The organism is Gordonia sp. KTR9, assembly GCF_000143885.2.
Taxonomy (GTDB): Bacteria; Actinomycetota; Actinomycetes; order Mycobacteriales; family Mycobacteriaceae; genus Gordonia.
This window is the reverse complement of record NC_018581.1, coordinates 685900-710410: the sequence shown is the minus strand read 5'-3', so window position 1 is coordinate 710410 and position 24511 is coordinate 685900. Positions and strand designations below refer to the sequence as shown.

Annotated in this window: 22 protein-coding genes and 1 riboswitch; of the genes, 13 read left to right on the top strand and 9 right to left on the bottom strand. The window is 67.2% G+C overall.

Annotation, left to right across the window (positions count from 1 at the left end; all coding sequences use genetic code 11):
* Positions 1 to 44: 44 nt before the first annotated feature.
* The 4 genes from KTR9_RS04000 to KTR9_RS03985 all read left to right on the top strand — a co-directional run bounded on the left by KTR9_RS04000 (position 45) and on the right by KTR9_RS03985 (position 4336).
* Complete coding sequence (locus KTR9_RS04000; RefSeq protein ID WP_010842833.1) at positions 45 to 779, top strand: TerD family protein; 735 nt, start codon at positions 45 to 47, stop codon at positions 777 to 779.
* 15 nt (positions 780 to 794) lie between these two features.
* Positions 795 to 1574: a cyclase family protein gene (locus tag KTR9_RS03995; RefSeq protein WP_014925320.1), complete on the top strand. Its 780-nt coding sequence runs from the start codon at positions 795 to 797 to the stop codon at positions 1572 to 1574.
* The gene (locus tag KTR9_RS03990; protein WP_014925319.1) at positions 1574 to 3262 is read left to right on the top strand and encodes a thiamine pyrophosphate-binding protein; all 1689 of its coding nucleotides are present in this window, start codon (positions 1574 to 1576) and stop codon (positions 3260 to 3262) included. Before KTR9_RS03995 ends, KTR9_RS03990 begins: the two co-directional genes overlap by 1 nt.
* Before the next feature lie 261 nt (positions 3263 to 3523).
* The gene (locus tag KTR9_RS03985; protein ID WP_044505818.1) at positions 3524 to 4336 is read left to right on the top strand and encodes a hypothetical protein; all 813 of its coding nucleotides are present in this window, start codon (positions 3524 to 3526) and stop codon (positions 4334 to 4336) included.
* Between the two features lie 61 nt (positions 4337 to 4397).
* Here the strand turns inward: KTR9_RS03985 and ppk2 are convergent, their stop codons facing one another.
* The 5 genes from ppk2 to KTR9_RS03960 all read right to left on the bottom strand — a co-directional run bounded on the left by ppk2 (position 4398) and on the right by KTR9_RS03960 (position 8041).
* Complete coding sequence (gene ppk2, locus KTR9_RS03980; RefSeq protein ID WP_010842837.1) at positions 4398 to 5348, bottom strand: polyphosphate kinase 2; 951 nt, start codon at positions 5346 to 5348, stop codon at positions 4398 to 4400.
* Between the two features lie 104 nt (positions 5349 to 5452).
* Positions 5453 to 5974 carry a DUF6764 family protein gene (locus KTR9_RS03975; protein WP_010842838.1) on the bottom strand — a complete coding sequence of 174 codons (522 nt, stop codon included), beginning with the start codon at positions 5972 to 5974 and terminating at the stop codon, positions 5453 to 5455.
* Between the two features lie 110 nt (positions 5975 to 6084).
* Positions 6085 to 6525 carry an SRPBCC family protein gene (locus tag KTR9_RS03970; RefSeq protein ID WP_014925317.1) on the bottom strand — a complete coding sequence of 147 codons (441 nt, stop codon included), beginning with the start codon at positions 6523 to 6525 and terminating at the stop codon, positions 6085 to 6087.
* Between the two features lie 91 nt (positions 6526 to 6616).
* Positions 6617 to 7294 (bottom strand): DUF4166 domain-containing protein, encoded by a 678-nt coding sequence (locus tag KTR9_RS03965; protein WP_014925316.1) that lies wholly within the window; start codon positions 7292 to 7294, stop codon positions 6617 to 6619.
* A 138-nt stretch (positions 7295 to 7432) separates the two neighbouring features.
* Positions 7433 to 8041, bottom strand: a complete 609-nt coding sequence (locus KTR9_RS03960) for a TetR/AcrR family transcriptional regulator (RefSeq protein WP_014925315.1) — start codon at positions 8039 to 8041, stop codon at positions 7433 to 7435.
* Positions 8042 to 8167: 126 nt separating this feature from the next.
* Here KTR9_RS03960 and KTR9_RS03955 point away from each other — a divergent pair, with 126 nt between their 5' ends.
* Positions 8168 to 8647: a PaaI family thioesterase gene (locus KTR9_RS03955; protein ID WP_014925314.1), complete on the top strand. Its 480-nt coding sequence runs from the start codon at positions 8168 to 8170 to the stop codon at positions 8645 to 8647.
* 18 nt (positions 8648 to 8665) lie between these two features.
* Here the strand turns inward: KTR9_RS03955 and KTR9_RS03950 are convergent, their stop codons facing one another.
* From KTR9_RS03950 to KTR9_RS03935, 4 genes are all read right to left on the bottom strand, one after another.
* Positions 8666 to 10864, bottom strand: coding sequence for a glycoside hydrolase family 3 C-terminal domain-containing protein (locus KTR9_RS03950; protein ID WP_044505814.1), 2199 nt, complete (start codon positions 10862 to 10864; stop codon positions 8666 to 8668).
* A gap of 105 nt (positions 10865 to 10969) precedes the next feature.
* Positions 10970 to 11779, bottom strand: coding sequence for a tyrosine-protein phosphatase (locus KTR9_RS03945; RefSeq protein ID WP_035717442.1), 810 nt, complete (start codon positions 11777 to 11779; stop codon positions 10970 to 10972).
* A 27-nt stretch (positions 11780 to 11806) separates the two neighbouring features.
* On the bottom strand, positions 11807 to 12832 hold the full coding sequence (locus tag KTR9_RS03940) for an alpha/beta hydrolase (protein WP_044505813.1): 1026 nt from the start codon (positions 12830 to 12832) through the stop codon (positions 11807 to 11809).
* A gap of 386 nt (positions 12833 to 13218) precedes the next feature.
* A complete protein-coding gene (locus KTR9_RS03935; RefSeq protein WP_044505809.1) occupies positions 13219 to 14139 on the bottom strand; it encodes an MSMEG_6728 family protein in 921 nt (306 codons plus the stop codon).
* Between the two features lie 209 nt (positions 14140 to 14348).
* A riboswitch (SAM riboswitch) is annotated at positions 14349 to 14467 on the top strand.
* Between the two features lie 164 nt (positions 14468 to 14631).
* Here KTR9_RS03935 and KTR9_RS03930 point away from each other — a divergent pair.
* From KTR9_RS03930 to KTR9_RS03895, 8 genes are read left to right on the top strand one after another with little or no spacing between them, the layout of a single operon-like run.
* Positions 14632 to 16311 carry an ABC transporter substrate-binding protein gene (locus KTR9_RS03930; protein ID WP_014925310.1) on the top strand — a complete coding sequence of 560 codons (1680 nt, stop codon included), beginning with the start codon at positions 14632 to 14634 and terminating at the stop codon, positions 16309 to 16311.
* Positions 16308 to 17336 carry an ABC transporter permease gene (locus tag KTR9_RS03925; protein WP_044505807.1) on the top strand — a complete coding sequence of 343 codons (1029 nt, stop codon included), beginning with the start codon at positions 16308 to 16310 and terminating at the stop codon, positions 17334 to 17336. The genes KTR9_RS03930 and KTR9_RS03925 overlap by 4 nt, the downstream gene beginning before the upstream one ends.
* Complete coding sequence (locus KTR9_RS03920) at positions 17323 to 18210, top strand: ABC transporter permease (protein WP_014925308.1); 888 nt, start codon at positions 17323 to 17325, stop codon at positions 18208 to 18210. Before KTR9_RS03925 ends, KTR9_RS03920 begins: the two co-directional genes overlap by 14 nt.
* Entirely contained in the window at positions 18207 to 19889 is a 1683-nt protein-coding gene (locus tag KTR9_RS03915) for a dipeptide ABC transporter ATP-binding protein (RefSeq protein ID WP_014925307.1), read from the top strand. Before KTR9_RS03920 ends, KTR9_RS03915 begins: the two co-directional genes overlap by 4 nt.
* Positions 19886 to 21016 carry an N-methyl-L-tryptophan oxidase gene (gene solA / locus KTR9_RS03910; protein ID WP_014925306.1) on the top strand — a complete coding sequence of 377 codons (1131 nt, stop codon included), beginning with the start codon at positions 19886 to 19888 and terminating at the stop codon, positions 21014 to 21016. The genes KTR9_RS03915 and solA overlap by 4 nt, the downstream gene beginning before the upstream one ends.
* Position 21017: 1 nt before the next feature.
* Entirely contained in the window at positions 21018 to 21902 is an 885-nt protein-coding gene (locus KTR9_RS03905; RefSeq protein WP_014925305.1) for a glutathione S-transferase C-terminal domain-containing protein, read from the top strand.
* Positions 21899 to 23110, top strand: a complete 1212-nt coding sequence (locus KTR9_RS03900; protein WP_014925304.1) for an LLM class flavin-dependent oxidoreductase — start codon at positions 21899 to 21901, stop codon at positions 23108 to 23110. Before KTR9_RS03905 ends, KTR9_RS03900 begins: the two co-directional genes overlap by 4 nt.
* Positions 23107 to 24501: an NtaA/DmoA family FMN-dependent monooxygenase gene (locus tag KTR9_RS03895; RefSeq protein ID WP_014925303.1), complete on the top strand. Its 1395-nt coding sequence runs from the start codon at positions 23107 to 23109 to the stop codon at positions 24499 to 24501. The genes KTR9_RS03900 and KTR9_RS03895 overlap by 4 nt, the downstream gene beginning before the upstream one ends.
* Positions 24502 to 24511: the final 10 nt, after the last annotated feature.

Here is a 24511-nt window from a genome sequence, read left to right as displayed (position 1 = left end):
TGTCCGACCCGAGAATGTCACCGACGACGAGATGAGGAACCGAGATGGGGATCGATTACACCAAGCGTCCGAAGGCCCAGCCGCCGCAGCCACCCGCACAGCCCCCATCCGCACCCGCCGGCTACGGTCAGCAGCCGCCGGCCCCCGCGGACTACGGACAGCAGCCGCCCGCACAGCCGATCTCGATGTCGAAGATCACGCTCACCAAGTCCGCGCCGAGCATCTCGCTGAGCAAGCAGGGCGCGACCACCGGCCAGGTGCGCGTCAACTTGAGCTGGACCTCGAATTCGAAGGGCGGTGGCCTCTTTCGCAAGGCACAGGGGATCGATCTCGATCTCGCCTGCCTGTGGGAGTTCACCGACGGCAGCAAGGGCATCGTCCAGGCACTGGGAAACTCGTTCCGGGCACCGCGTGACGGACAGCCGATCATCTACCTCGACGGTGACGATCGATCCGGCTCCGGTGGCGAGAACATGTACATCGACCTCGCCGCGACCAACCGCATCCGGCGGATCCTGATCTTCGCCTACATCTACGAGGGCACCCCGAACTGGGCGGGCGCGAACGGTGTCGTCACCCTGTTCCCGGCCAACGGCCCGGAGATCGAGGTCCGGCTCGACGAGGCCGATCAGTCCGCGCTCTCCTGCGCGATCGCCCTCTTCGAGAACCGCGGCGGCGAGCTGGTTCTCAACCGCGAGGTGCGCTACATCCGCGGGGCGCAGGACAAGGTCGACGAGGCGTACGGCTGGGGCATGAACTGGCGCGGTGCGCGCAAGTAGCAGAGGATTCCGCCCATGACCGCAACCACCCTGGCCGGTTTCGCCGCCGGTCTCGCCGACGGATCGCTCCGCGTCATCGACCTGACCACCCCGTTGAGTGCGTCGACACCGGCGCTGCGGCTGCCCGCACCGTTCGCGAACCTGATCGACTTCAGTCTCGAAGAGGTCAGTGCCTACAACGAGCCGGGACCGTACTGGCGGCACAACAACATCCACACCGGGGAGCACATCGGCACCCACCTCGACGCCCCGATCCACTGGATCAGCGGACGCGACGGGGACGATGTGTCACAGATCCCCGTGCAGCGGCTGATCGGTCCGGCTGCGGTCCTCGACCTGACCCGGGAGGTCGCCGACGACCCGGATCATCTGTTGAGCGTCGCCGAGGTCGAGTCCTGGGAGGGTGACCACGGACGGCTCGGCGCCGGAACCTGGTTGTTGCTGCGGACCGGCTGGGAGTCGCGTGGCGGGTCTGAGGCGGAGTTCCTCAACACCGACGAGACCGGGTCACACACGCCCGGCGTGTCGGTGGAATGCGCACAGTGGCTGGCCACCGAACGCGAGATCACCGGCCTCGGCGTCGAGACCGTCGGCGTCGACGCCGGTCTCGCCGGAGGGTTCGATCCCGCGTTCCCCGTGCACTACCACTTCCTGGGCAACGACAAATACGGGCTCACCTCGCTACGCAACTTGGGTTCGCTCCCGCCCACCGGTGCGGTGATCGTCGTGAGTCCGCTGCCGATCGTCGGCGGCACCGGCAGTCCGTCGCGCGTGCTGGCGATCGTCGAAGGTTGATGGGCGCACCCGGCCGCTACGGCCCGACGGTCGCCGACGTGGTGGGCCGGGTGCTGGCGGATCTCGGCGTCGGCCATGTTTTCGGTGTGGTCGGCAGCGGGAACTTCGTCTTCACCAACGCCCTGCGCGCCGGCGGGGTGCCGTTCACGGCCGCCCGTCACGAGGGCGGCGCGGCCAGCATGGCCGACGCCTACTCACGGATGTCGGGACGGGTGGGCGTGCTGTCGGTCCACCAGGGGTGCGGGCTCACCAATGCGATGACGGGCATCGCCGAGGCGGCCAAGAGCCGGACGCCGATGATCGTGCTCACCGCGGACTCGCCCGCGTCGGCATTGCGGTCGAACTTCCGCATCGACCAGGAGGCCCTGTCCGCGAGCGTGGGCGCCGTGAACGACCGTGTCCACGGCCCGAGCACCGTGGTCTCCGATGTCACCCGCGCCTTCCGCACCGCGGTGACCCGCCGCCGGACGGTGGTGCTTCATGTCGCGATCGACATCGCCTCGGCCGCAGCGGAATTCGATGGTCCGGTCGAGCTCTCGGTCGAGCCGCCGCAGGTGCGGCCCGATGCCCGGTCGGCGGCCCGTCTGGCCGATGCCATCCGCGCCGCCCGGCGGCCGGTCTTCGTCGCGGGCCGAGGTGCGCGCGCCGCCGGACCGGAGGTCGCGGCACTGGCCGAGACCGCCGGTGCGCTGGTCGCGACGTCGGCGGTCGCGAACGGTCTGTTCGCCGGAAACCCGTTCTCTCTCGGCATCTCCGGCGGCTTCTCCTCACCCACCACCGCAGACCTGATCGCCGGTGCCGACCTCATCGTCGGGTGGGGTTGCGCCCTGAACATGTGGACGATGCGGCACGGCCGACTCATCGGGGCGGATGCGACCGTGGTCCAGGTCGACGACGACATCGACGCCATCGGTGCGCATCGTCACGTCGATCTCGGTGTCGTCGGCGACTGTGCCGCGACCGCGGCAGACGTGCTCGACCTCTTGACCGGCGCCGGGAGTGCAGCGAGCGGGCCGAATCAATCCCGCTATCGCACAACGGAGGTCAGGCAACGGATCTCGGCGTCGTCGAGGTGGCAGGACGTCCCCGTCACCGGTGAGGTGGCACCCGGTCGCGTCGACCCGCGGGCACTGACGATCGCGCTCGACGAGATACTCCCGGCGGAGCGCGTCGTGTCGATCGACTCCGGGAACTTCATGGGCTACCCGTCGACGCATCTGTCGGTTCCCGACGAGAACGGCTTCTGCTTCACCCAGGCCTTCCAGTCGATCGGTCTCGGTCTCGGCACGGCGATCGGCGCGGCGTTCGCACAGCCGGGCCGGCTCCCGGTCCTCGGCACCGGTGACGGCGGATTCCTCATGGCCATCGCCGAATTGGAGACCGCGGTGCGGCTGGCACTGCCGCTGGTCGTCATCGTCTACAACGACTCCGCCTATGGCGCGGAGGTACACCACTTCGGCGACGCCGACATGACGACGGTGACATTCCCGGAGGTCGACATCGCCGCGATCGCCCGCGGTCACGGGGCGACGGGCGTCACGGTCACCGGACTCGACGACCTCGACGAGGTCCGGGAGTGGGTCGGCTCGCAGTCCTCACCCGAACCGTCCGGGCCACTGATCATCGACGCCAAGATCACCGACGACGGCGGTTCGTGGTGGCTCGCCGAGGCGTTCGCGGGTCACTGACCCACCGGGATTTTGTAGCGAAAATGCGTGCTATTTGCCAACTTTCGCTACAGAACCCCGGTGGGCTGGTGGCGTCGGGAGGCCGGCGCGTCAGGGTCACGATCGGGCACAACTCGACCTAAGCACATTCGCACCGCCCCCGTCGCCGAACTCGGCGGTGCCGCCTGTGCCCACTCGAGCCAGACCATCCGCCGACGCGGCCGCCTGGCCACACCGCGCCGGTCCGGTGATCCACACGCATGTCTCGGTAGCCTCGTGGCTGTGCGTAGCTTCCTCAGTGCCTTGCTGACACTTGTCGCGATTGCGGCGACCGTCCTCGCCGTTCCGTCCTTCTGGCTGGATCAGCGCATCGTCGATCAAGCGGGATTCGTCTCGACAGTCGCGCCGATGGCGGAGAACCAGGAGGTCAAGGAGTACCTGGCCGACGAGATCGCCGCGCAGGCGACCGCCCGGACCGATCTGCCGATCGCCGGCGTCCTCGTGCGCCCACTGGCCGGTCGCTACACCGAGAGCGAACAGTTCCAGCAGGACTTCGCCGACGTCGTCGGGCAGCAACACGCGTTCCTCTTCGAAGTGCCCGCGCCGGGCTCGGACACCTCCGTGATGCAACTCGACATCACCGCCATGATCAACCGTGCCCTGAACCTGTCGGGGGGCAACGCGATCCAGGGTCCGGTCGTGGTGGAACTCACCAACGGCGCCTCGGGCCTCGAGGCGGGCCGGTACGCCGAGGTCGGTGGCCAGATCACGTTGCTCGCGTGGGGTTCGGCCGCCGTGGCCGTGATCGCGGCGGTGCTCGCACTGCTGGTCGCCCGCCGGCGCGGAACCGTGTTCGCGTGGCTCGGACTCGGCGTGGTCGCGGCCGGCGTCTCGACCTGGGCCACGGGCCTGTTCTTCGCCGACCGCGCCAAGCAGGAGGTGGCCGGGGCCGAGAGTTCCGGGCGGCGGGTGGCCGAGCTCATCATCGACGGCGCCTACGACGATGTCACCCGGCTCGCCCTGATCGTGGGCGGGGTGGGCGTCGCGATGTTCGCCGTAGGTGTCCTGGGGCGGTTGATCTCCGGGCGGCGCTGACAAGCGGGCGTGACAGGGACGACGTCGCCATGATGCTCCGTCGTCCGAATCTGCCCGGTGCCTACTCCCCGATCACGTCTGCGGCACGACCGACGATCAGCGGATCGGGCGTACCCACGAACGACTCGTTCTTGCCGTCGTAGTCGAAGAGACTCAACACGTGGCGCATCGCGTTGATCCGGGCACGTTTCTTGTCGTTGGACTTCACCACCGTCCACGGCGCGTGATCGGTGTCGGTGGCGGCGAACATCGCCTCTTTCGCCTCGGTGTAGGCATCCCACTTGTCGAGCGAGGCCAGGTCCATGGGGGACAGCTTCCACTGTCGCACCGGATCGATCTGACGGATGGCGAACCGGGTCCGCTGCTCGAGCGGGGTGACCGAGAACCAGAACTTGACCAGGTTGATCCCGTCGTCGACGAGCATCTTCTCGAACGCCGGGACCTGGGCGACGAACTGCGTGTACTGCTTCGGGCTGCAGAATCCCATGACCCGCTCGACGCCGGCCCGGTTGTACCAGGAGCGGTCGAAGAACACCATCTCCCCGCCTGCGGGCAGGTGCTGGACGTAGCGCTGGAAGTACCACTCGGTGGCCTCGCGTTCACTGGGCTTCTCCAGTGCGATGGTGCGCGCGCCGCGCGGATTGAGATGCTCGTTGAAGCGTTTGATGGTGCCGCCCTTGCCCGCGGCATCTCGACCTTCGAAGACCAGTAGGTGCCGCTGGCCGGTCTGCTTCGACCACTTCTGCAGTTTCAGCAGCTCGATCTGCAGCCGTCGTTTGGTGACCTCGTACTCGCGGCGGCTCATCCGCTCCTCGTACGGATAGTCCTCGCGCCAGGTGTCGACAACGTTCCGTTCGGGCAGGGTGAGCAGAACCGGGTCGTCGTCGTCATCGTCGTTGACCGTGAAGTGGGTCGTGTCGTGGAGGTCGACGAGTTGCTGCAGCGCTTCGCGGCCGTTCAGCACGCTGAAGTCGGGGCCGATCTGGGTCGCGGGATCGTGGAGGTCGGTCACTCCACAACGATAGGACGAAGCGACGAACGACGCCCGACGCTCCGGTGAACGGCCGTCGCGCCGGGCGTGTTCTGTCTCTCAGACCTCGTGCGATGAACCCGAGGTCAGTTCCTCAGGTCGATCGAACCGGAATGCAGGCAGGCCTTGCCGGTGCTGGTGTCGAACGCGGCCGCGAAACCACCGCTGCACCGGGCACCTTCGGGACCGGCGTAGGCCTCGCCGCCCCAGCCACCCACCGCCACCGTGGTGCCGCCCCGGCGGGCCTGGGCGATCGACAGCGCGCTCGGTCCGGTCGTGACCGAATAGGCGTTGCCCCGGGTGTTGGCCCCGGCGAGGGCCGACGAGCCCGGCTGCAGGTTGTAGGCCGCGGCGTTGCCGCCGTTGTCCGACACCGAGACCGCGGTGCCGTAGCCACTGTTCTCATCGGCGGTCGCACGACTGCCGAGTCCGGCCTTCGCGCCGCATCCGCTCCGTCCCTCGACCCGCTCGACCTGATGTCCGTTCGACACCGAGCAATGCGTCGAGGCCGAGGACACCCCCTCGCCCGACAGCCCGGCGAAACCGACACATCCGGCGACCCCCGCCGCCAGGACCAGACCGCGAACGGCAAACTTCTTGATTCTCAACTGCTTTGGCCTCCATTGCTCGGGCGCCCCGGTACGGAACGCCCTCAGCGTACCCGCGCTCGGCACCGCGGTGGCGACGATCGACCCGCCACGTCGGGTAACGATTGTCCTCAGGCCGCGGCGCGCTTCTCCACTTCGGTCGTGAGTCCCTTGCGAGCGGTGTCCACCGCCATCTTCTGCGCTCGTCTCACGATGAGGCCGGGCAGCTTGATCTTCAGCTCGACGTCGAGGTCGAACCGGACCCGCGCACCCTTGTCGGTCTCGGTGACCGTGTACTTGCCGTGCTGCTCGCTCAGTTGATTCGACTCGATGAGGTGCCATTCGCACGAGTTGCCGGTCCACTCGTAGGTACACGTCTGTTCGTCGGAGATCCCCGCGGCGGTGACGACCATCCGCACCTTCTCCGGCGTGCCGTCGTCGTAACTGGTCAGGATCTCGGCTTCCTTGTGCGGGCCCGACCACTCCGGCAGGGACTCGATGTCCATGAGCACTTCCATCACCACCGCGACCGGGGCGGCGACGTCGAATTCGATGTTCGCTGAGACAGCCATGCGCTGAACCTACCGCGCGCCTGCGAAGCCGATGCGAAGAACTGTCGACGACGTGTCGAACCCGTGGTGAGGTCGCCCGCCGCGGTGCGGATCAGCTCTCGCGGTCCACGAGGTTGACCGGCCACGCCTCGTCCGGGATGTCGCGCAGCGAGCACGCCTGGTCGACCGCGGTGAACCAGCCGCGGAAATGCATGATCTCGCCGATGACCGGATTGCGGACGGTCGCATCGCACCGGAAGCGGTCCCGTTTCTCGTCCCACCCCTCGATGTACTTCATCTGGGCGGTGAAGAGTCCCCGCATCCCGACCTTCGGTCCGCGTCCGAGCCAGCGCATCGGCCCGCTCTCGAGCAGCAGTTCGCCGGACCGCGTCACCGACGGCTCGATGGGATACAGGAACTCGGGACCGTCGCCGAAATAGTCGACCAGGCCCGTGCGCCCGGCCACCAGCAACGAGTTCAGCTTGCGCGGGCCGGTCGTGTACTGGAAGGTCCGCAGCACCGCGAGCGATTCCCGCTCGAGCTCGTCGGAGTAGCAGTAGTAGCCCTGGGTGAAGGGCACCATGCGACTCGTCTTCGAGGGCAGCGCATTGCGCTTCGCGTAGTGCCACAGCGCGGGCGGCGGCAGCGCCGAGGAGATGTACACAGACTCGTAGATCCCGCTACAGATCTGGGCGACATTGGAAGTCGAATCGATGCCGTAGCGCCACGCGACGTTGGGATGGAGACGGTCGAAGTCCGAACCCAGCGCATGCCGGAAGACCGGCGTCATGGCGTCACCCTCCCCGAGCTCACCCACCATTCGGGCCGGCGCCGACGATGAACGGGCGCAGGCCAGGCGTCACCGCGGCGGTGACGACATGGTGAACCTACTAATGGAGCACACGCGTGTCCAACGTCTCGCTCCCGTTCAGAGCCGCTCGACCGCGGCGTCACACAGGCTCGCCAGTTCGGCGATGACGCGATCGAGGGGTTCGACGCTGCGCTGTGTCTGGCATAGCCCTACCGCTCCCTCGACTGCCGCGATGGTGAGGTTGGCCAGCGAGTCGGCGCGGTCGCTGTCGACGCCGTCGACCACCAGCCGGGCGGTGATCAGGTCGGCCCACCGCCGCAAGATCTCGGCGGATGCGTCCGCCACCGCGGGCTCGCTGCGTCGGGCGAGTCCGCCGGCGAGCACCGGACAACCGAACTGGAAATCGGTGTTGACCAGTAGACGCCGCCACACCCCGCCGATCTCGCGCATGGTGTCGGCCGGGGTCATCGCGGTCGGGCGCCCGATGCGCTCGGCGATGAACTCACCGGCGTAGCGGACCGCCTCGGTCATCAGTTGGGTCTTGCCGCCGGGAAAATGGTGGTAGATGGATCCGCGAGGCGCGGAACTCGCGGAGATGACATCGCCGATCGAGGTGGCGGCGACGCCGTCGCGGCCGATCAGATCGGCCGCGTGCACGACCATACGTTCACGCGGGCCACGGTCGTCCGCGCCGGTGATCACGGACTCGGCGGGATGTGACGTCATGCGGCAACTCCTATGCAGACCTTCATACAACCGATGTCCTGGGCAAGCATACATAGCATCGGCCGAGGTCATTCCGCCTGAGAGGAACCGGGCTGCATATGCACACCTTCATAATCTCGCTCGAGTATGCAACCATGCATAGTCATGACGACGACCGACGCACCGACCGACCCCTCCGCCATGTCCGGACTCGAACTACTGCGTGCCTGGCAGGCCGGCGGCGCGGGTTCGGACCGCCCGAGTATCGGCAGACTGCTGGGCATGGTGCCCAAGAAGATCGACGAAGGCGAGGTCACCTTCGCCGTGACCCCGCAGCCCGATTTCGCCAACCCCCTCGGAACCGTCCACGGCGGCATCTGCGCCACCCTGCTGGACTCGGTGATGGGGTGCGCCGTGCACACCACCCTGCCCGCCGGTGTCGGGTACACGACGCTGGAGCTCAAGGTGAACTACATCCGCTCGGTCGCCGTCGACGCCGGGGAGCTCACCGGCGTGGGCACCGTCATCCACGCCGGGCGCACCACCGCGACAGCCGAGGGCAAGGTGTTCTCCCACGACGGCAAGCTCGTCGCCCACGGAACCACCACGTGCATCGTGTTCCGCTGACCCGGCCCGGACCACGGGTCAGTCCGCGCGCGCGGCCGTGATGATGCGGGCGATGTCCTCGCCCCTCATCCCGAAACCGGCGAGGCGTCCGAGGGGGATCGACGCGAGCATCCGCATCATGTCGATCCCCAGGGCGTCGTTACCCGCACCCATCAGGGGGTTGTTCTCCGCCAGGGAGGCGAGCGCTTGCGCCGCAGCCGGATTCGCCAGGACCTCGCCCAGGGTCGAGTTCTCGTCGATGGGCAGGTCGACCTCGTCCCCCGCGAGTTCGACCGTCGCGCTCAGCCGGACGTCGCGGCTCGACGCCCCGGCGTGGACCGCGTATTCACCCGGTTCGACGATCCAGCGATCGACCCGTGTGTCCCAGTACGCGAGGTCGTTCCGGTCGATCGTCACCGAGACGGTCTCGTTCTCACCCGGTTCGAGGTCGCGGGTGACCGCGAAACCCTTCAGCTCACGCGGCGGTCGCCCGACCCGCGAGTCCGGCTTCGACGTGTAGATCTGGACCACGTCGCGCCCGGCGCGGGTTCCGGTATTCGTGACCGTCACCTCGACGTCCACGCCCTCACCCGGTCCGTTCGACGCGACCGAGAGATCCGAGTACTCGAACGTCGTGTAGGACAACCCGTGCCCGAACGGATACGAGACCTCCATGTCCCGCGCGTCGTACCAGCGGTAACCCACGTAGATGCCCTCGCCGTACCGGATGTGCGAGTTCTCGTTCGGGAAGTTGAGGTACGCCGGGGTGTCCTGCAACGTGACCGGCACGGTCTCGGTGAGCCGCCCCGACGGGTTCACCACGCCGACGAGCACGTCGGCGATCGCTCCGCCCCCGGCCTGCCCGAGAAGCGCGCCGTCGAGGACCGCGGGAGCCGCTGCGATCGGTCCGAGGCGGAGGACTCCGCCGTGGGCGAGCACCACCACCGTGCGGGGTTGCACCGCCAGGATCTCGGTCAGCAGCTCGATCTGCTCCGCGGGCAGTTCGATGTCGTCACGGTCGAAGCCCTCTGACTCCTGCGACGCTGCCAATCCCAGGAACACGACTGCGACGTCGGCCTCGGTCGCGGCGCTGATCGCGTCGGCCGAATCCACCGGGGAACCGTCGGTGGAGAACCCCTGGGCGTAGGTCACCGTGTGACCGGCCGCCCGGATCTCGTCCACCGGTACATCGAGGCGTGTCGGATTCACGTGCGAACTGCCGCCGCCCTGATACCGGGGTTCACTCGCGAACGCTCCGATGACCGCGACGGATTGCTCGGCGGCCAGCGGGAGAACGCCGCCGTCGTTCTTCAGCAGGACGATGGACCGGCCGGCCGCCTCCCGCGCGAGACGGTGGTGCAGATCGAGATCGGCGACGGCCCGGTCCGCGCGGCCGGCGACGGCCCGCTCGGCGAGTTTCCGCACCGCTCGGGCCGAGCGGTCCACGGCCGCCTCGTCGAGGTTCCCGTTCTCGACGGCATCGACGACCTGCGCGTCGGTCCTGCCCCCGGATCCGGGCATCTCGAGATCCAGTCCGGCCGCGACCGCACGAACGCGATCGGCGACGGCACCCCAGTCGGAGACCACCACACCGTCGTACCCCCACTCGCCGCGCAACAGGTCGGTGAGGAGCCAGCGGTTCTCCGCGGCGTAGGTGCCGTTGATGCGGTTGTAGGAGCACATCACCGTCCACGGAGCGGCCGAGCGGATGATGTGCGCGAAGGCGCGGAGGTAGATCTCCCGCATGGGCCGGGGATCGACGTCGGAGCTCGACCGCATCCGGTCGTCCTCGGCGTTGTTCAGCGCGAAGTGTTTGAGCGATGCCCCGACCCCCATGCTCTGGACGCCGTCGACCCAGGCCGCGCCGAGCCAGCCGGTGACGAACGGGTCCTCGGCGAAGTACTCGAAGTTCCGCCCGCTCCGGGGATCTCGTTTGATGTTCACACCGGGACCGAGGAGAACGTCGACGTCGAGGCCGCGGGCCTCTCGTCCCAGCGCTTCGCCGACACGACGGATCAGTCCGACGTCCCAACTCTGGCCGAGGCCCACCGCGGGCGGAAAACAGGTGGCGGGTTCGCTGTCGGCGAGACCGAGATGATCGGTCGCGCCGGTCTGCTTGCGGACTCCGTGCGGGCCGTCGGTCAACGTCAGCGCGGGAACCGGGCCGACCGCCTTCGTGGTCCAGAAGTCGGCGCCGCTGCCCAGCGCGGCCTTCTCGGACAAGCTGAGTTCACTCATCCCAAAACACTACCGACCGGCGTCGATGCTCAGCTCGGTCGCGGGCGGTACATCTGGTGGCCTCCGGCCGGGTCTCCCGGTCGCACTGCGCAATTCACGGCGACCTCACCCCTCGAGGTAGCGGTCCCGGAGGGCTCGCCGGTCTTCGGCGTCCAGGCCCAGCGCCTCGCTGAAGTAGCCCTCGATCCCGCCGAAACGAGTGCGCACCTCGTCGAAGGCCGCGTCGAGGTAACCGGCGTCGACCCCCAGTACGCCGACGAGCAGTTCGGGATCACCCCCGGCCGCGGCGAACCCGTCGAAGATGTGCCCGAGCGAGGGGATGAGACGTTCGTTGGTGAGGAGGTAGTCGCGGTACACGTCGTCCGCGGGCACTCCGAGCAAGGTCAGGAACGCCGCGGCTGCCCACCCGGTTCGGTCCTTGCCGGTGGTGCAGTGCACCAGGGCCGGCGTCGTCCCATCGTCGAGCAGCCCTCGAAAGAACCGGGTGTAGGCGGCGGTCGCACTGGGCAGCGTGATCATCTCGCGATAGGTCCCGGAGATCATCGCGCGCGCCTTGCCGCCCGACAACATCTCGCCTGCCTCTGCGACGACGGCGGGATCGGCGAGAACCGCACCGATGTTGGCCGGAATCGACATCTGCGCATCGGCGAGGACGTCGAGAGCGATGTTCGACGCACCGGGCAGAACGGGATCCGGGATGGCTTCGCTCTCGTGCTCCGACCTGAGGTCGTACACGGCCGTCAGCCCCAGCGCCTCCAGCGCGGGTACGTCGGAGATGTCGAGGGCGGAGAAGTCCGTCGAGCGGAACAGGAGCCCGGATCGGACGGTGCGGCCGTCGACGGTGCGCCAGCCGCCGAGGTCGCGCAGGTTCGGCAGGCTCGGGATGGGGCTCGGCGCACCGGGGGTCGCAGTCACGGTCACATCGTGACAGATCTCCGGCGGTCAGTCGGTGAGCGCGCCTTCGAGCATCGGCCACGACTTCACGAGCTGGTCCTGCCAGTACGGCCAGGCGTGCGTACCGGGTGTGTAGTCGACGGTAGCGGGGATGGCGAGTTGCTTGAGCCGGCGGTCGAGATTCAAGGTGCATTGGTGCGTCGCGGCCTCGATCGCGCCACCGACCGCGATCTGGTCGATGTAGATCGTCGTCTTCCCGTCGATTCCCTGGCTCTGCAACTGGTCATGCGGCCCGGGAACCCCCGTGCCGGTGCTGATGTAGATCGCCTTGCCGCGCAACTTGTAGGCGTTGACGACCGGATCGTGGGCACGCCACCCCGGGGACCCGACCGGACCCCAGATGTTGGCGATGTCACCCCCGCCGCGGCCCTCGACCACCGCCCGGATCGCCAGCCGGCCCAGATTCGTACTCGTCTCCGCACATCCGCTGTAGGACGCGACGGCCCGGTAGAGCTCGGGCGCGGACTCGGCGAGGCTCAGCGACGACGTCCCCGCCATCGAGATCCCCGCGATCGCATTCACCCCGGTCGTATTCAATTTCTGGTCGATGAGCGGCGGCAATTCGCTGGTCAGAAAGGTCGTCCATTTATTGCGCCCGAGAACCGGGTCGACTTTCACCCAGTCGGTGTAATAGCTGTATGCGCCGCGCATCGGCACGACCACGTTCACATTCTTGTCGGAGACGAAATCGACGATGTCGGTCTGCTCGAACCAGTGCCCGGTACCCTCTCCGCCACCGGCGCCGTTCAGCAGGTAGAGCGTCGGCCGGGGCACCGATCGGTCCGCCGGCATGAGCACTCGCACCGGCACACTGCGTTTCATCGACGGCGAGTAGACCGACAGGTCGAGGACCCGGCCGTCGGCGACCGCGCGGGCCAACGCCTCGGCCCGGGTCGATCCGTTTCCCGGTTCCGCGCCGGCAATCGACGGAATGGCCGGCGTGACAACGAGTGCCGCGATCGAGATCATGGTGGCGACCAGGCGTCGGCAGAGAGCACCATCCGCTGCGGACATCACAGTCCCTTCACATCACTACCGCTCACATCACCGCAACCGCGCCGTCGTCTCGACAACGGAATTCACACGTGGAGATATCGATCCGAATACGTTTCACCATACGCACCGGGGCGAATCCCGTCCGCATTACTCCGCCGGCGACGATTTCCGTTCATCTCGCGGGTCAGCGCGACAAAACCAGGATTCGAAGCGTTTTCACGATGACAAATATCGCGTAGCGCGAGCACCGCGCGCCTGAGCAGCAATTCTGGCCTCCCGGTACGCCGAATCGACCGGTGAGCTCGGGCCGGAAACGGTGCCTGCACATCGCTCGGCACGGGGGCTTCGCTGCGACCGGCCGACGGAGATTCGGCCGATCGGACGACAACACTGCCCTGGATCGCTCAGGGTGTCACGGACGCGGGGAACAGTGTGCGCGGGTTCTGCAGCAACGCCGGCGGGGTGACGGCCGCCCGCTCGAGCGTGCCGGTCCACCGGACGCGGCGGCGATGCGGCGTGAGCGTCTTGCCGCGGGTCGAGAACTCGTAGTCGCCATCCACCACGCCGAGCACGAGCGTGTCCACGTCCACGGCACCGGTGTTCTGCGGTGGAAGGATGGCGACCTCGTCCCCGGCCGCCAGGTCGGAGACGAAGGACGCCAGCACGCGGAGGTCCTTTCCCGGCCGACGCCCCGGACTGCGCTCCTTCAGCAGCGTCCGGAGGGACGCGTCGGCGCCCGCCGTCGCGTCGACGTCGACGCCGGACTCGGTGCCGAACCCGACGATCCGCCGACGTCGGAATTCGGCGTACTGCTCGTCCGAGGTCGCCCGCACAACCCATACGGTGCGGGTCGGCGCATCCAGGTCACGGACCTCGGCGACGGGCGGAGCAGGCCAGAAGTACGGTTGCTCGTCATCGACGTCGTCGAACACGGCGCCGTAGAAGTCCGGCGCCTTGCGGAGCAGCGCGGCACGATGACTGCGATGCAGCCTGTCATCCCCCAGCCACTCGGGCATCAGACCCTGCGCGGCCAACTCGGACTGGGGTCGCCCCACCACATCGGGCGCGAACTCGGCGATCATCGCCGCGGTGCTGTCCGCACGCCCTTCGCGAGTCCACACATCGACGACGGCGAGCCCGTAGGCGACCAGTGCCGGGGTGTGCCCACGCCACATCATCACCGCGGGATGACTGGTCCAGCCGTAGTCGAAGAGTTCGAGCGCCCGCAGGATCTGCAATGTCTCGACCCGCTGTTTGCCGAGCCTGGCGGGGTCGAGGACGTCGGCGGAGCGCCGGAAATCCGGGTAGGGCAGGAACGTTTGCATGGGAGTTCGTATACCCGCGTGACCCCCCGGTTCACACCACCGGTCGTCGTGGCCGCCGAGGCTCATCCGCCGTGTCCCCGGTCCTGCCTCAAGCCTTGGACTCGCAGAGATTATTAGTGACCTTCGAATGTGAGATCTGAGTCCGAATGTGGATAAGGTTTCGATGCAGTGCTTGGACGCGGCCTTGCGCGCGAACAAGAACTGTTGTGTGTCAACGAGTATCAGCGCCAAGTTCCAGCTGGCTGATCGGCAACCCTCCACCGCGGCGGGGTGCCCTGGATAAACGACACGGCTCCACCGGCAACCGGGGACGGAGCAAGCGCGGGTTCGACTCATACGAACCCCAGGGAAGAGTGCGGGAGTTCGATGATCATCTGCCGACGCTGTCGGCCCCTGGCCGGACCAGTTCGGTCCAGCGCGCCCACGATCGCCGCGTTCACGCAGTTCATGCCTTCCGCAATCGCTATGCGTCACCACACATCAGGAGAAGAGATGGCCACCCCGACCACGTCCGTCCGGCACAAACGGAGACATCGAACCAAGGCCACAGTCCTGGCGACACTGACGGCGTGCCTCATCGCCGCCTGCGGCTCCGGCAATGGCGGTGATTCGCCTGCGGCAACCGGCGACCCGGTCGACGGCGGTACGCTCCGATTCGCCAGCGCCAGCGGGCCCGGCGACTGCCTCGACCCACACCAGAGCCCGGCAGATGTCGCGGGTTTCTACGCGCGGCCGATTCTCGATTCGCTGGTGGCCCTGAACAAGGACGGGACCCTGGCTCCGTGGCTGGCCACCGAGTGGAGCGTCTCCCCTGATCAGCGGACCTGCAGCTTCACCCTGCGCGATGACGTGACCTTCTCCAACGGAGAGAAGTTCGACGGCAACGCCGTGAAGGCGAACTTCGACCACATCGTCGACCCGGCGACCAAGTCCCAACTGGCCGCCAACACCATCGCCACCTACACCGGCACCAAGGTCATCGATCCCACCCATGTGGAAGTGACTTTCTCGGAACCCAATTCGGCCTTCCTGCCGTCAGCGGCCACCGCATACCTCGGAATCGAGGCCCCCTCGACGTTGACCAAGGGGCCGGATGCGCTGTGCAGCAAGATCGTCGGGACCGGCCCATTCGTCAGCCCGGACGGGTACCAGCCCAACAAGGGTATCGACTACGTCCGAAACGACGCCTACAACTGGGGACCGGGGAACGCCGGTCATACCGGTAAGGCGTACCTGCAGGGCATCAGCATCAAAGAGATCTCGGAGGACTCGTCACGGTATGGGGCGCTGACCAGCAACCAGGTCGATGCCATCGCCAGCGTTCCGCCGGTCAACGTCTCTCAGCTCAAAGAGACACCGGGTTTCACCGTCGACACCGAACAGGCACCCGGCGGAAACTACAACTACTACCCCAACACGGCCCGGGGTGCCTTCGCGGATCTCAAGGTGCGGGAGGCGTTCCGCGCCGGGATCAACTGGGACGCCATCGTCGACAAGCTCTACTTCGGGGTCTTCCAGCCGGCGAAGAACACGCTGAGCCCCGCGACGGTGGGCTACAACAAGGAAAGCGAATCCGCGTACGCCTTCGACGAGGACAAGGCGAACACCCTTCTCGACGAGGCTGGTTGGATCGCCAAGGACGGCGAGGGATACCGCACCAAGAACGGACAGCGACTGACCGTCGTACATCCCTTCCTCGCGGACATTGCCCGAGAACAGCGCGACACACTGCTCGAACAGGTGCAGTCGTCGGCCAAGAAGCTCGGGATCGACTATCAGATCAAGAATGTCACCGTCGACGAGTACCTGTCGCGCCTCTATCGCGGCGACTACGACGTCGCCGACATCAGCTGGCAGCGTGCATCTCCCGATGCGCTTCGCACACTGTCGCATTCGTCGAACATCCCGGCACTGCCGGACACGTTCGGCACCAATTTCGCCCGGTATTCGAACCCGGCAGTCGATGCTGATCTGGTCGCCGCTCTGGGCGAGACGGACCTGACCAAGCAGTCCGAGATCTACGGCCGCGCTCAGCAACAGATCGCCGACGATGCCGCGGTGTTCCCGGTCTTCGTGTTCAATTACGCGCTCGGCCGCAGAGACAAGGTCCAGGGTGTCGAGTTCGAGCCACAGGCATTCCCCACCTTCTACGATGCCTGGCTCGCACCATGACGGTGATCGAAGCGGTGGCCGGTCCGACCCAGGTCCCGCGTACGCGGACCGTGGGTCGGGCGGTCGCCCGCCGGCTACTCGTGTCGCTCTTCGTGTTGTGGGGCGCGATCACCGCGACCTTCCTCGTGATCCACGCGGGCGGCGGGTCGCCGATCAACGCCATCATCGGACCGAACCAGGTCTCGCCCGAGGTCCGCGCCCAGATCATCAGCGACTACAAGCTCGACGACCCGATCGTCGTGCAGTACGTCAACTACTTCTGGAGGCTCCTGCACGGTGACCTCGGGCAGTCCTACGCGTTGCGGATGCCCGTGAGCGAGGCCATCGCCGGACAGATCTGGCCCACGATGCAACTCGTGACGGTCTCGGCGGTCCTGTCGCTGGTGGTCGCCCTCGTGATAGGACTGGCGACCGCCAACCGTCCGGGTCTGATCCGGGGACCGGTGACCTCGCTCGAGGTGCTGACGGTCGCGATTCCGACGTTCTGGCTCGGCATCCTGCTGCTGACGGTCTTCTCCTTCAACCTGAACTGGTTTCCCTCGGTCGGGTCCGACGGCATCGCATCACTGGTGTTGCCGACGATCGCTCTCTCGGCAACCCCGGCAGCCCTGCTCTCTCAGGTACTGCGCCATGGCGTCGAGCAGACCCTCCACGAACCGTTCGTGGTGACCGCGAGATCGCGGGGCATCGGTCAGACGGCGGTACTCGTGCGGCACGTCATCCGGCACGCGGCGATGCCGGTCATCACCATGTGGGGGCTGATCGTCGGCACACTGATCAGCGGTGCTGTCGTCGTCGAACAGGTGTTTTCACGAGAAGGACTGGGCCGGTTGACCATTGCGGCCGTCATCGGCAAGGACCTGCCCCTGATCCTCGGCGTCGTCATCATCGCCGCGACCTTCTACACCATCGTGAACACGCTGATCGACGCCGCATACGGGTGGCTGGACCCGCGTCTGCGCGACGCCACATCCCCGGTCCCCTCGGGGCCCATCGACGGAAGACGAGCAGATGACGACACCTGACGTCGGGACAGTGCCCGCGGGCTCGGTACGGTTCACCGCCGGACCGAGCTGGACACAACGAGTTCGACGTCTTCGGATCTCGGTGACATTGAGCAGCGCGTTCATTCTGCTGATGACGTTCGTCGCCGTCTTCCCGTCCTGGTTCACGAGTCGCGATCCCAATGCGGGCGATCCGCTCGACATGCTCCTGGCACCCAGTTGGGAGCACATCTTCGGGACCGACCAGAACGGCCGGGACATCTACGCCCGCATCGTCTACGGAGCGGGACCGTCCCTGCTCATCGGGGTGAGCGCCACTCTCTTCGCCGTTGTCGTCGGCACGGTGATAGGTGTGTTCGCCGCCCGCGGCGGTCGCATCGGCGACTGGGTCGTGTCCCGCCTGCTCGACGTGTTCCTCTCCATTCCCGGTCTGCTGCTGGTGTTCCTGATCGTGGCCGCACGCGGGCCCGGAACCATGACCACCATCATCGGTGTTGCCGTCGTGACCATGCCGAGCTATGCGCGACTCGTCCGCGGCGAGGTGATCCGTTTGCGCGGAGCGGTTTTCGTCGAGGCAGCTCGGGCACTGGGTTGGAGCCAGGCCAACGTCGTCGCACGACACATCGTCCCCAACGCGATCGGGCCCGTCCTCGTTCTCGGCACCATCGGCATCGGCTCGGCGATCGGGATAGCGTCCTCCTTGAGCTTCCTCGGCCTGGGACCCCAACCCCCCACCGCCGAGTGGGGCAGCATGCTCTCCGCGAGCCGCACCTACTTCTCCGTGGCGTGGTGGCCCGCCGTGTTCCCCGGTCTCGCCATCACCCTGACCGTTCTCTCGGTGACCGTCGTCGGACGGTACCTGCAGCGCCGCAACGACGGACGGAGCACCCCGTGACCGCGCTCATCACACCGCCCGTATCGCAGACGCCCCTGGTGGAGGTGACGAACCTACGGGTGGGATTCCCATCCGGAGCCCGCACCGTCGCCGCCGTCGACGGCGTCACGTTCAGCATCCACCGCGGTCAGAGCGTGGCCATCGTCGGTGAGTCCGGATCGGGCAAGAGCGTGACCGCTCGCAGTCTCGTGGGACTGATCGGTTCAGGCGCCCGGGTACAAGCAGATCAGCTGCGGGTGAACGGTAACGACACCCGGAAGTTCTCCGAGAAGCGGTGGCGGACCCTACGCGGCAAGGAGGTCGGGTTCGTCTTCCAGGACGCCCTGGTCTCACTCGACCCCCTCCGTACGGTGGGCGCGGAGATCGCCGAGGTACTCACCACCCACCGTGTCGTCGCACGCGACGAGGTCGACGCCCGGGTGGTCGAGCTCCTCGCCAGTGTCGGTATCCCGGAGCCCTCGTTGCGAGCCGGCCAATATCCCCATCAGCTCTCCGGTGGGCTGCGACAACGCGCTCTCATCGCGTCGGCCCTGGCGGCCGGGCCCCCGCTGCTGATCGCCGATGAACCGACCACTGCACTCGATGTCACCGTCCAGGCGCAGATCCTGAGCCTGCTCGAAGAACGCAAGAAGGATGCGACCGCCCTGCTGCTCATCAGCCATGACCTCGCGGTCGTGTCCCGCATCGCCGACTATGTCTATGTCATGAAGGACGGGGTCTTCGTCGAGCACGGACCGACCCGGGACGTACTGGGCAACCCTACGCACGCCTACACCCGGCAGCTCCTCGACGCCGTGCCGGCCGCCCACGCCCGGGGTACCCGTCTGTCGTCGACCGGCGGCGGAGCTCCCCTGTCGCGCGCACCCATCGCCGACGAGGTCGTCCTCCGAGCCGAGAATCTGACGAAACACTTCACACTCGACGCCGGGCGCCGCCTCCGCGCCGTCGATGACGTCAGTCTGTATGTCCGCCGCGGTGAGACACTCGGCATCGTCGGCGAATCCGGGTCGGGCAAGTCCACGGTCGCGCGCCTACTCCTGAATCTGGAGCGTCCCGACGCCGGAACCGTCACGATCGACGGACACGACTGGGCAGCTCTGACGGACAAGCAAGTTCGCCGGGAACGCCAGAACATCCAGGTGATCTACCAGGACCCGCTGAGTTCCTTCGACCCGCGCCACACCGTGGCACGCATCGTCGAAGAGCCACTGCTGGCCGCCGGGGGAATGTCCCGGGCCGAGCGTCGCGACCGCGTCCTCGAGCAGCTCGAACTCGTCGGCCTCACACGTGATCACCTCAACCGGCGACCCCGGCAGCTCTCCGGCGGCCAGCGTCAGCGGGTGGCCATCGCCCGCGCCCTGGCCACCCGTCCCGATGTCATCATCTGCGATGAACCCGTGTCCGCCCTCGACGTGTCGATCCAGGCCCAGATCCTCGACCTGCTCGCCGACGTGCAGCGCGAGCTGGGTGTCGCATATGTCTTCATCTCCCATCACCTGGGCGTGATCTACCACGTCTCCGACCGCGTTCTGGTGATGAAGGACGGCCGCGCGGTCGAGACCGGCAGTGTCGAGGACATCTTCGACGAGCCGGCCGCCGACTACACCCGAGCGCTGCTCGCGGCCATCCCCACGCTGGAGACCGAGCGACCCGACCACACGGCAGGAGTTCCCGGATGAGCACGAGTCGCGTCGACACCGTCGTCGTTGGTGGCGGGGCGATGGGTTCGGCGGCAGCATGGCACCTCGCTCAGCGGGGAGTCGAGACGGTGCTGCTCGAGCGCTTCACGCCCGGCCACACCAATGGCGCGTCGCACGGCAGCTCGCGGATCTTCCGCACGTCCTACGCCGACGCGACCTACGCGGGGTTGGCTCTCGAGGCGCAGCAGCAATGGCGTCAGCTGGAAGCCGAAACGGGGACGTCGTTGCTGACCGTGACCGGCGGGGTCGATCAGGGCCACCCGCCGTATCTGGCCGAGATCGCCGGCACGCTCGGCGAGCTCGGCGTCGAACATCACTGGCTTCCCCCGGAGGAGGCGACGCGACGGTGGCCCGGCATCTCGTTCCCCGATCGCGTGCTGTTCTACCCGGGAAGCGGGCGACTGCACGCCGACGACGCCGTGACCGCGCTGCAGAACGCTGCGGTGGCTCGCGGCGCCGAGGTCCGACACAACACCCAGGTGCTCTCGATCGAGGTCGACGGCGACGACGCCGTTGCCGTCCGGACAGACGACCATGAATACCTCGCCCGGCGGGTGGTCGTGGCCGCCGGCGCATGGGCCGAGAAGCTCGTCGGTCACCTCGTGCCGCTACCCGCGATCCGCGTGACCCAGGAGCAACCCGCGCATTTCGCACCTCTCGACCGCACCGTCGAATGGCCGAGTTTCACCATCTCGCACGATCCGGACGCACCCGAAACACGGCCCTTCGGAGGCGTTTACGGACTCTCCTCCGGCGACGAGGGCGTCAAGGTCGGATTCCACGGCGTCGGTCCGGTCGTCGATCCCGACCATCGCGACTTCACCGCGGAGCCGCGTCAGCTGGCGGCCCTGCAGGACTACGTCCGCGAGTGGATCCCCGGCGTCGACGCCGACCGGCCAGTCCCGATCAGTTGCACCTACGCGACGACGGCGGACTCCAACTTCATCATCGACCGCGTGGGCCCGGTGACCGTCGCGGCCGGATTCTCCGGGCACGGTTTCAAGTTCGTGCCCGCCATCGGTCGGCTCCTCGCCGATCTCACCGCGGGGAAGAACGCCCCCACGTTGTTCTCGTTCCGCGAACGTACTGCAGAAAGAGTGTCCTGACTTGTCCGACTACGCCAGTCCCGCCGACATCGCCAGATACGGCGCGTACTCGATATCCAGGCGGCCCGACGACACCCGCCCGTTGTACCGGTTCGGGGGCCGGCTCAGCAGCGACGGTTCCACGCCGTATCCCGCGGTCCCCGACCGCTACCACGTATACGCGGGCTGGTTCTGCCCATGGTCACAGCGGATCACTCTGGCCGTCGAACTCGCCGGCCTGTCCGGGATCGTCGGTGTCAGCCATGTCGACAGCGCGCGTGACGCACGCGGCTGGGCTTTCCGCCAGACACACGGCCCCGATCCCGTCAACGGCTTCACGTTGCTTCGCGATGCCTACGAGCACACCGAGCCCGGATTCGACGGCCACATCTCGGTTCCCGTGTTGTGGGACCGCACCGAGAACCGGATCGTCAGCAACGATTTCGGGACACTCGACATCGACCTCGCATCGCAGTACGACGTAACCGAATCCGGCGGGATCGAGCTGTATCCGCCTGCGCTACGCGCACAGATCGATGATCTGGAAACCTGGCTGCGCGCCGACGTCAACGGCACCGCCGACGCGGCGGCGAGTGGCAGCCCGGAGGCGGCCGCCACGCTGAAGACGGCATTCGCCGATCTCGACGGGCGACTGGCGCACAGCAGGTTCCTGCTCGGCGACGCCGTCACGCTCGCCGACACCAGGTTGTTCGTGACGTTGGTTCGCTACGACGCGGCGGCCGCGCGGTCGGGGGCCCCGCGCCTACGCGAATTCGGAGAGCTCTGGCGTTACGCGCGGGACCTCTACGCACTCCCGGCTTTCACCGCGACCACCGACTTCGGGTCCTTCGCCGGCGGCGACATCGTGGTCGCCGATTGGCGGAATCCCGTGGCGGCCGACCAGTGACCCCGCAGACCCCGGTCCGCCTGGGAGCTGCCCTCGACGGGGTCGGGTGGCATCCCGCCTCCTGGCGCGAGGACACGGTGAACGCGAAGCGACTGGCCGATCCCGAGTACTGGGTCGAGCTCGCCCAGACCGCCGAGCGGGGCCTGTTGGATTTCCTGACGATCGACGACACACTCGGACTCCAGTTCGAGAATTTCGGTCTTCCTGACGATCGGGTCGACCGAGTTCGCGGCCGACTCGATTCGGTGCTGATCGCCTCCCGGGTCGCGCCGCGCACCCGGCACATCGGCCTGATCCCGACGGCCGTGGTAACCCATACCGAACCGTTCCACCTCGCGAAAGCTATTGCGACACTTGACTTCATCAGCGCAGGCCGCGCAGGTGTACGCCTCAAGGTCGACGTCGCCGGTACCGAGGTGGCGCTGTTCGGCCGCCGGGATCAACCGCTGCTCGACCCTGGCGAGGCCGGCGAAGCGAAACTGCGGGGGTCGCTGAAGACGGCGATGGGCGAGGCAGCCGATTACGGCGAGGTACTCCATCGGCTGTGGGACAGCTGGGAGGACGACGCGGTGATCCGCGATACCACCACCGGTCGGTTCATCGATCGAAAGAAGTTGCACCACATCGACTTCGAGGGCGAACACTTCTCGGTCAAGGGGCCGTTGACGGTGCCCAGACCGCCGCAGGGTCAGCCGCTCACCGGGGTGCTGGCCCATGTGACCGAGGTGTATCGACTGGCGGCCGACGTGGCCGACCTGGTGTGGTTCACCCCGCACAGCGACAACGACATTCGCGGAGTCTGTGATGAACTGGCCGGTTTCGGCGCGCACTTCGACCGAGGCGATCCGCTGGTGAAGTTCGGTGATCTGCTCGTCGCCCTCGACTCGCACCAGGAGCGCGGGATCGACCGGTTACACCGCCTCGACGAGTTGTCCGGCGCACCCTTGACCTCCGATGCGCGGATCTTCACCGGCTCCCCGGCCGAGCTGGCCGACCTCATCGAGGCGTGGACGGCAGCGGGACTCGAGGGCGTACGCCTGCGTCCGGCGAGCAATGCTGTGGATCTTCCGCTCATCAGCGATGCTCTCGCACCGGAGCTCCGGCGCCGCGGTCTGCGACCGGAGAGCTACTCCGCCACCACACTTCGCGGGCACCTCGGGTTGGACCGGCCACGCTCACGCTATGCGACACCGTTGGAGGCGTCATGACCCGCAAACCCCTGCGCGAGGTACGCCTGGGAGCGATATCCCCCGGCGTCAACAGCACGACGGTATGGTCCGACCACCGGGCGGGAAGCCAGATAGATTTCTCGAGCTTCGTTCATCTCGCAAAGACGGCGGAGTCCGCCAAGTTCGACTTCTTCTTCCTCGCCGAAGGCCTCCGGGTCCGGGAGAAGAACGGGCTGATCTACGATCTCGATGTTGTCGGCAGGCCGGACACCTTGCCCATCCTCGCGGCACTTGCCGCGGTGACCGAGAACATCGGCCTCATCGGGACCATCAATGCGACCTTCAACGAGCCGTATGAAGTGGCCCGGCAATTCGCCACTCTCGACCATCTCACGGCAGGGCGGGCGGGGTGGAATGTCGTCACCTCGTCAGACGCGTTCACCGGTGCGAACTTTCGGCGAGGGGGGTTTCTCCCGTACGAGGAACGCTACGAACGTGCCGCCGAGATGCTCGAGGTGGCGCGCGCGCTGTGGGACTCGTGGCCCGACGATGCGATCGTCGCCGACGGAGCCGACGGTCGGTTCTGGTCTCGGCCGGACATCGGCTCGTTTGCCCACAGCGGTAAGCACTTCGACGTTCAGGGCCAGTTCTCGGTTCCCGCGAGCCCGCAAGGTTATCCGGTCATCCTGCAGGCCGGGGACGCCGAGGCGGGCCGCGATTTCGGCGGGTCGTATGCCGATGGGATCTTCACGATGGTCCGGAACCTCGACGACGCACGGAAGTACTACCGGGAGGTCAAGGCACGCAAGGTGGCCATCGGTGGCGCACCCGACGACCTGCTGATCCTTCCGGGAGCAACGTTCGCCCTCGGCGACACCACCGAGGAGGCGCACCAGAACGCGGCGGTGATCCGGCGACAGCAGGTCAGTGGTGCGACTGCGATCGGGTACATCGAAGAGGTGTGGAACCGGGATCTCAGTGCCTACGATCCCGATGGGCCTCTGCCCGCGATCGAGCCCGCTCTCGACGCGGACTCGATCATCCAGGGCAAGACTCGCCTCACCCGGGACCCAGTCGCGCTCATCGACGAGTGGCGTCATCTCGCGGAAACCAAGAATCTGTCGATCCGCGATCTCGTCGTCGAGGTCAGTGCGAAACAAGACTTCATCGGCACCCCCGCCGAGGTCGCCGAACAGATCAACCATCGAGTGCAGACCGAGGCCGCCGATGGGTTCATCCTCATCCCGCACCTCACGCCGACCGGGCTCGATGAGTTCGCGGCAAAGGTCGTCCCCGAGTTGCAGGAACGCGGGGTCTTCCGCACCGAATACACGGGCACAACCCTTCGCGAGAACCTGGGGTTGCCCGCTGCACCGCAGCGACCATGGCCGAGCGACCATCTCTCGACTCAATTCCCGACGACTGCATAGGAATCTCCTC

Bases quoted from the DNA above. Each gene is read 5' to 3' on its own strand.
- KTR9_RS04000 (WP_010842833.1), top strand. From the start codon at position 45: ATGGGGATCGATTACACCAAGCGTCCGAAGGCCCAGCCGCCGCAGCCA.
- KTR9_RS03995 (WP_014925320.1), top strand. From the start codon at position 795: ATGACCGCAACCACCCTGGCCGGTTTCGCCGCCGGTCTCGCCGACGGA.
- KTR9_RS03990 (WP_014925319.1), top strand. From the start codon at position 1,574: ATGGGCGCACCCGGCCGCTACGGCCCGACGGTCGCCGACGTGGTGGGC.
- KTR9_RS03970 (WP_014925317.1), bottom strand. From the start codon at position 6,525: ATGGCTGTCTCAGCGAACATCGAATTCGACGTCGCCGCCCCGGTCGCG.
- KTR9_RS03965 (WP_014925316.1), bottom strand. From the start codon at position 7,294: ATGACGCCGGTCTTCCGGCATGCGCTGGGTTCGGACTTCGACCGTCTC.
- KTR9_RS03960 (WP_014925315.1), bottom strand. From the start codon at position 8,041: ATGACGTCACATCCCGCCGAGTCCGTGATCACCGGCGCGGACGACCGT.
- KTR9_RS03955 (WP_014925314.1), top strand. From the start codon at position 8,168: ATGCAACCATGCATAGTCATGACGACGACCGACGCACCGACCGACCCC.
- KTR9_RS03950 (WP_044505814.1), bottom strand. From the start codon at position 10,864: ATGAGTGAACTCAGCTTGTCCGAGAAGGCCGCGCTGGGCAGCGGCGCC.
- KTR9_RS03940 (WP_044505813.1), bottom strand. From the start codon at position 12,832: ATGTCCGCAGCGGATGGTGCTCTCTGCCGACGCCTGGTCGCCACCATG.
- KTR9_RS03935 (WP_044505809.1), bottom strand. From the start codon at position 14,139: ATGCAAACGTTCCTGCCCTACCCGGATTTCCGGCGCTCCGCCGACGTC.
- KTR9_RS03930 (WP_014925310.1), top strand. From the start codon at position 14,632: ATGGCCACCCCGACCACGTCCGTCCGGCACAAACGGAGACATCGAACC.
- KTR9_RS03925 (WP_044505807.1), top strand. From the start codon at position 16,308: ATGACGGTGATCGAAGCGGTGGCCGGTCCGACCCAGGTCCCGCGTACG.
- KTR9_RS03920 (WP_014925308.1), top strand. From the start codon at position 17,323: ATGACGACACCTGACGTCGGGACAGTGCCCGCGGGCTCGGTACGGTTC.
- solA (WP_014925306.1), top strand. From the start codon at position 19,886: ATGAGCACGAGTCGCGTCGACACCGTCGTCGTTGGTGGCGGGGCGATG.
- KTR9_RS03895 (WP_014925303.1), top strand. From the start codon at position 23,107: ATGACCCGCAAACCCCTGCGCGAGGTACGCCTGGGAGCGATATCCCCC.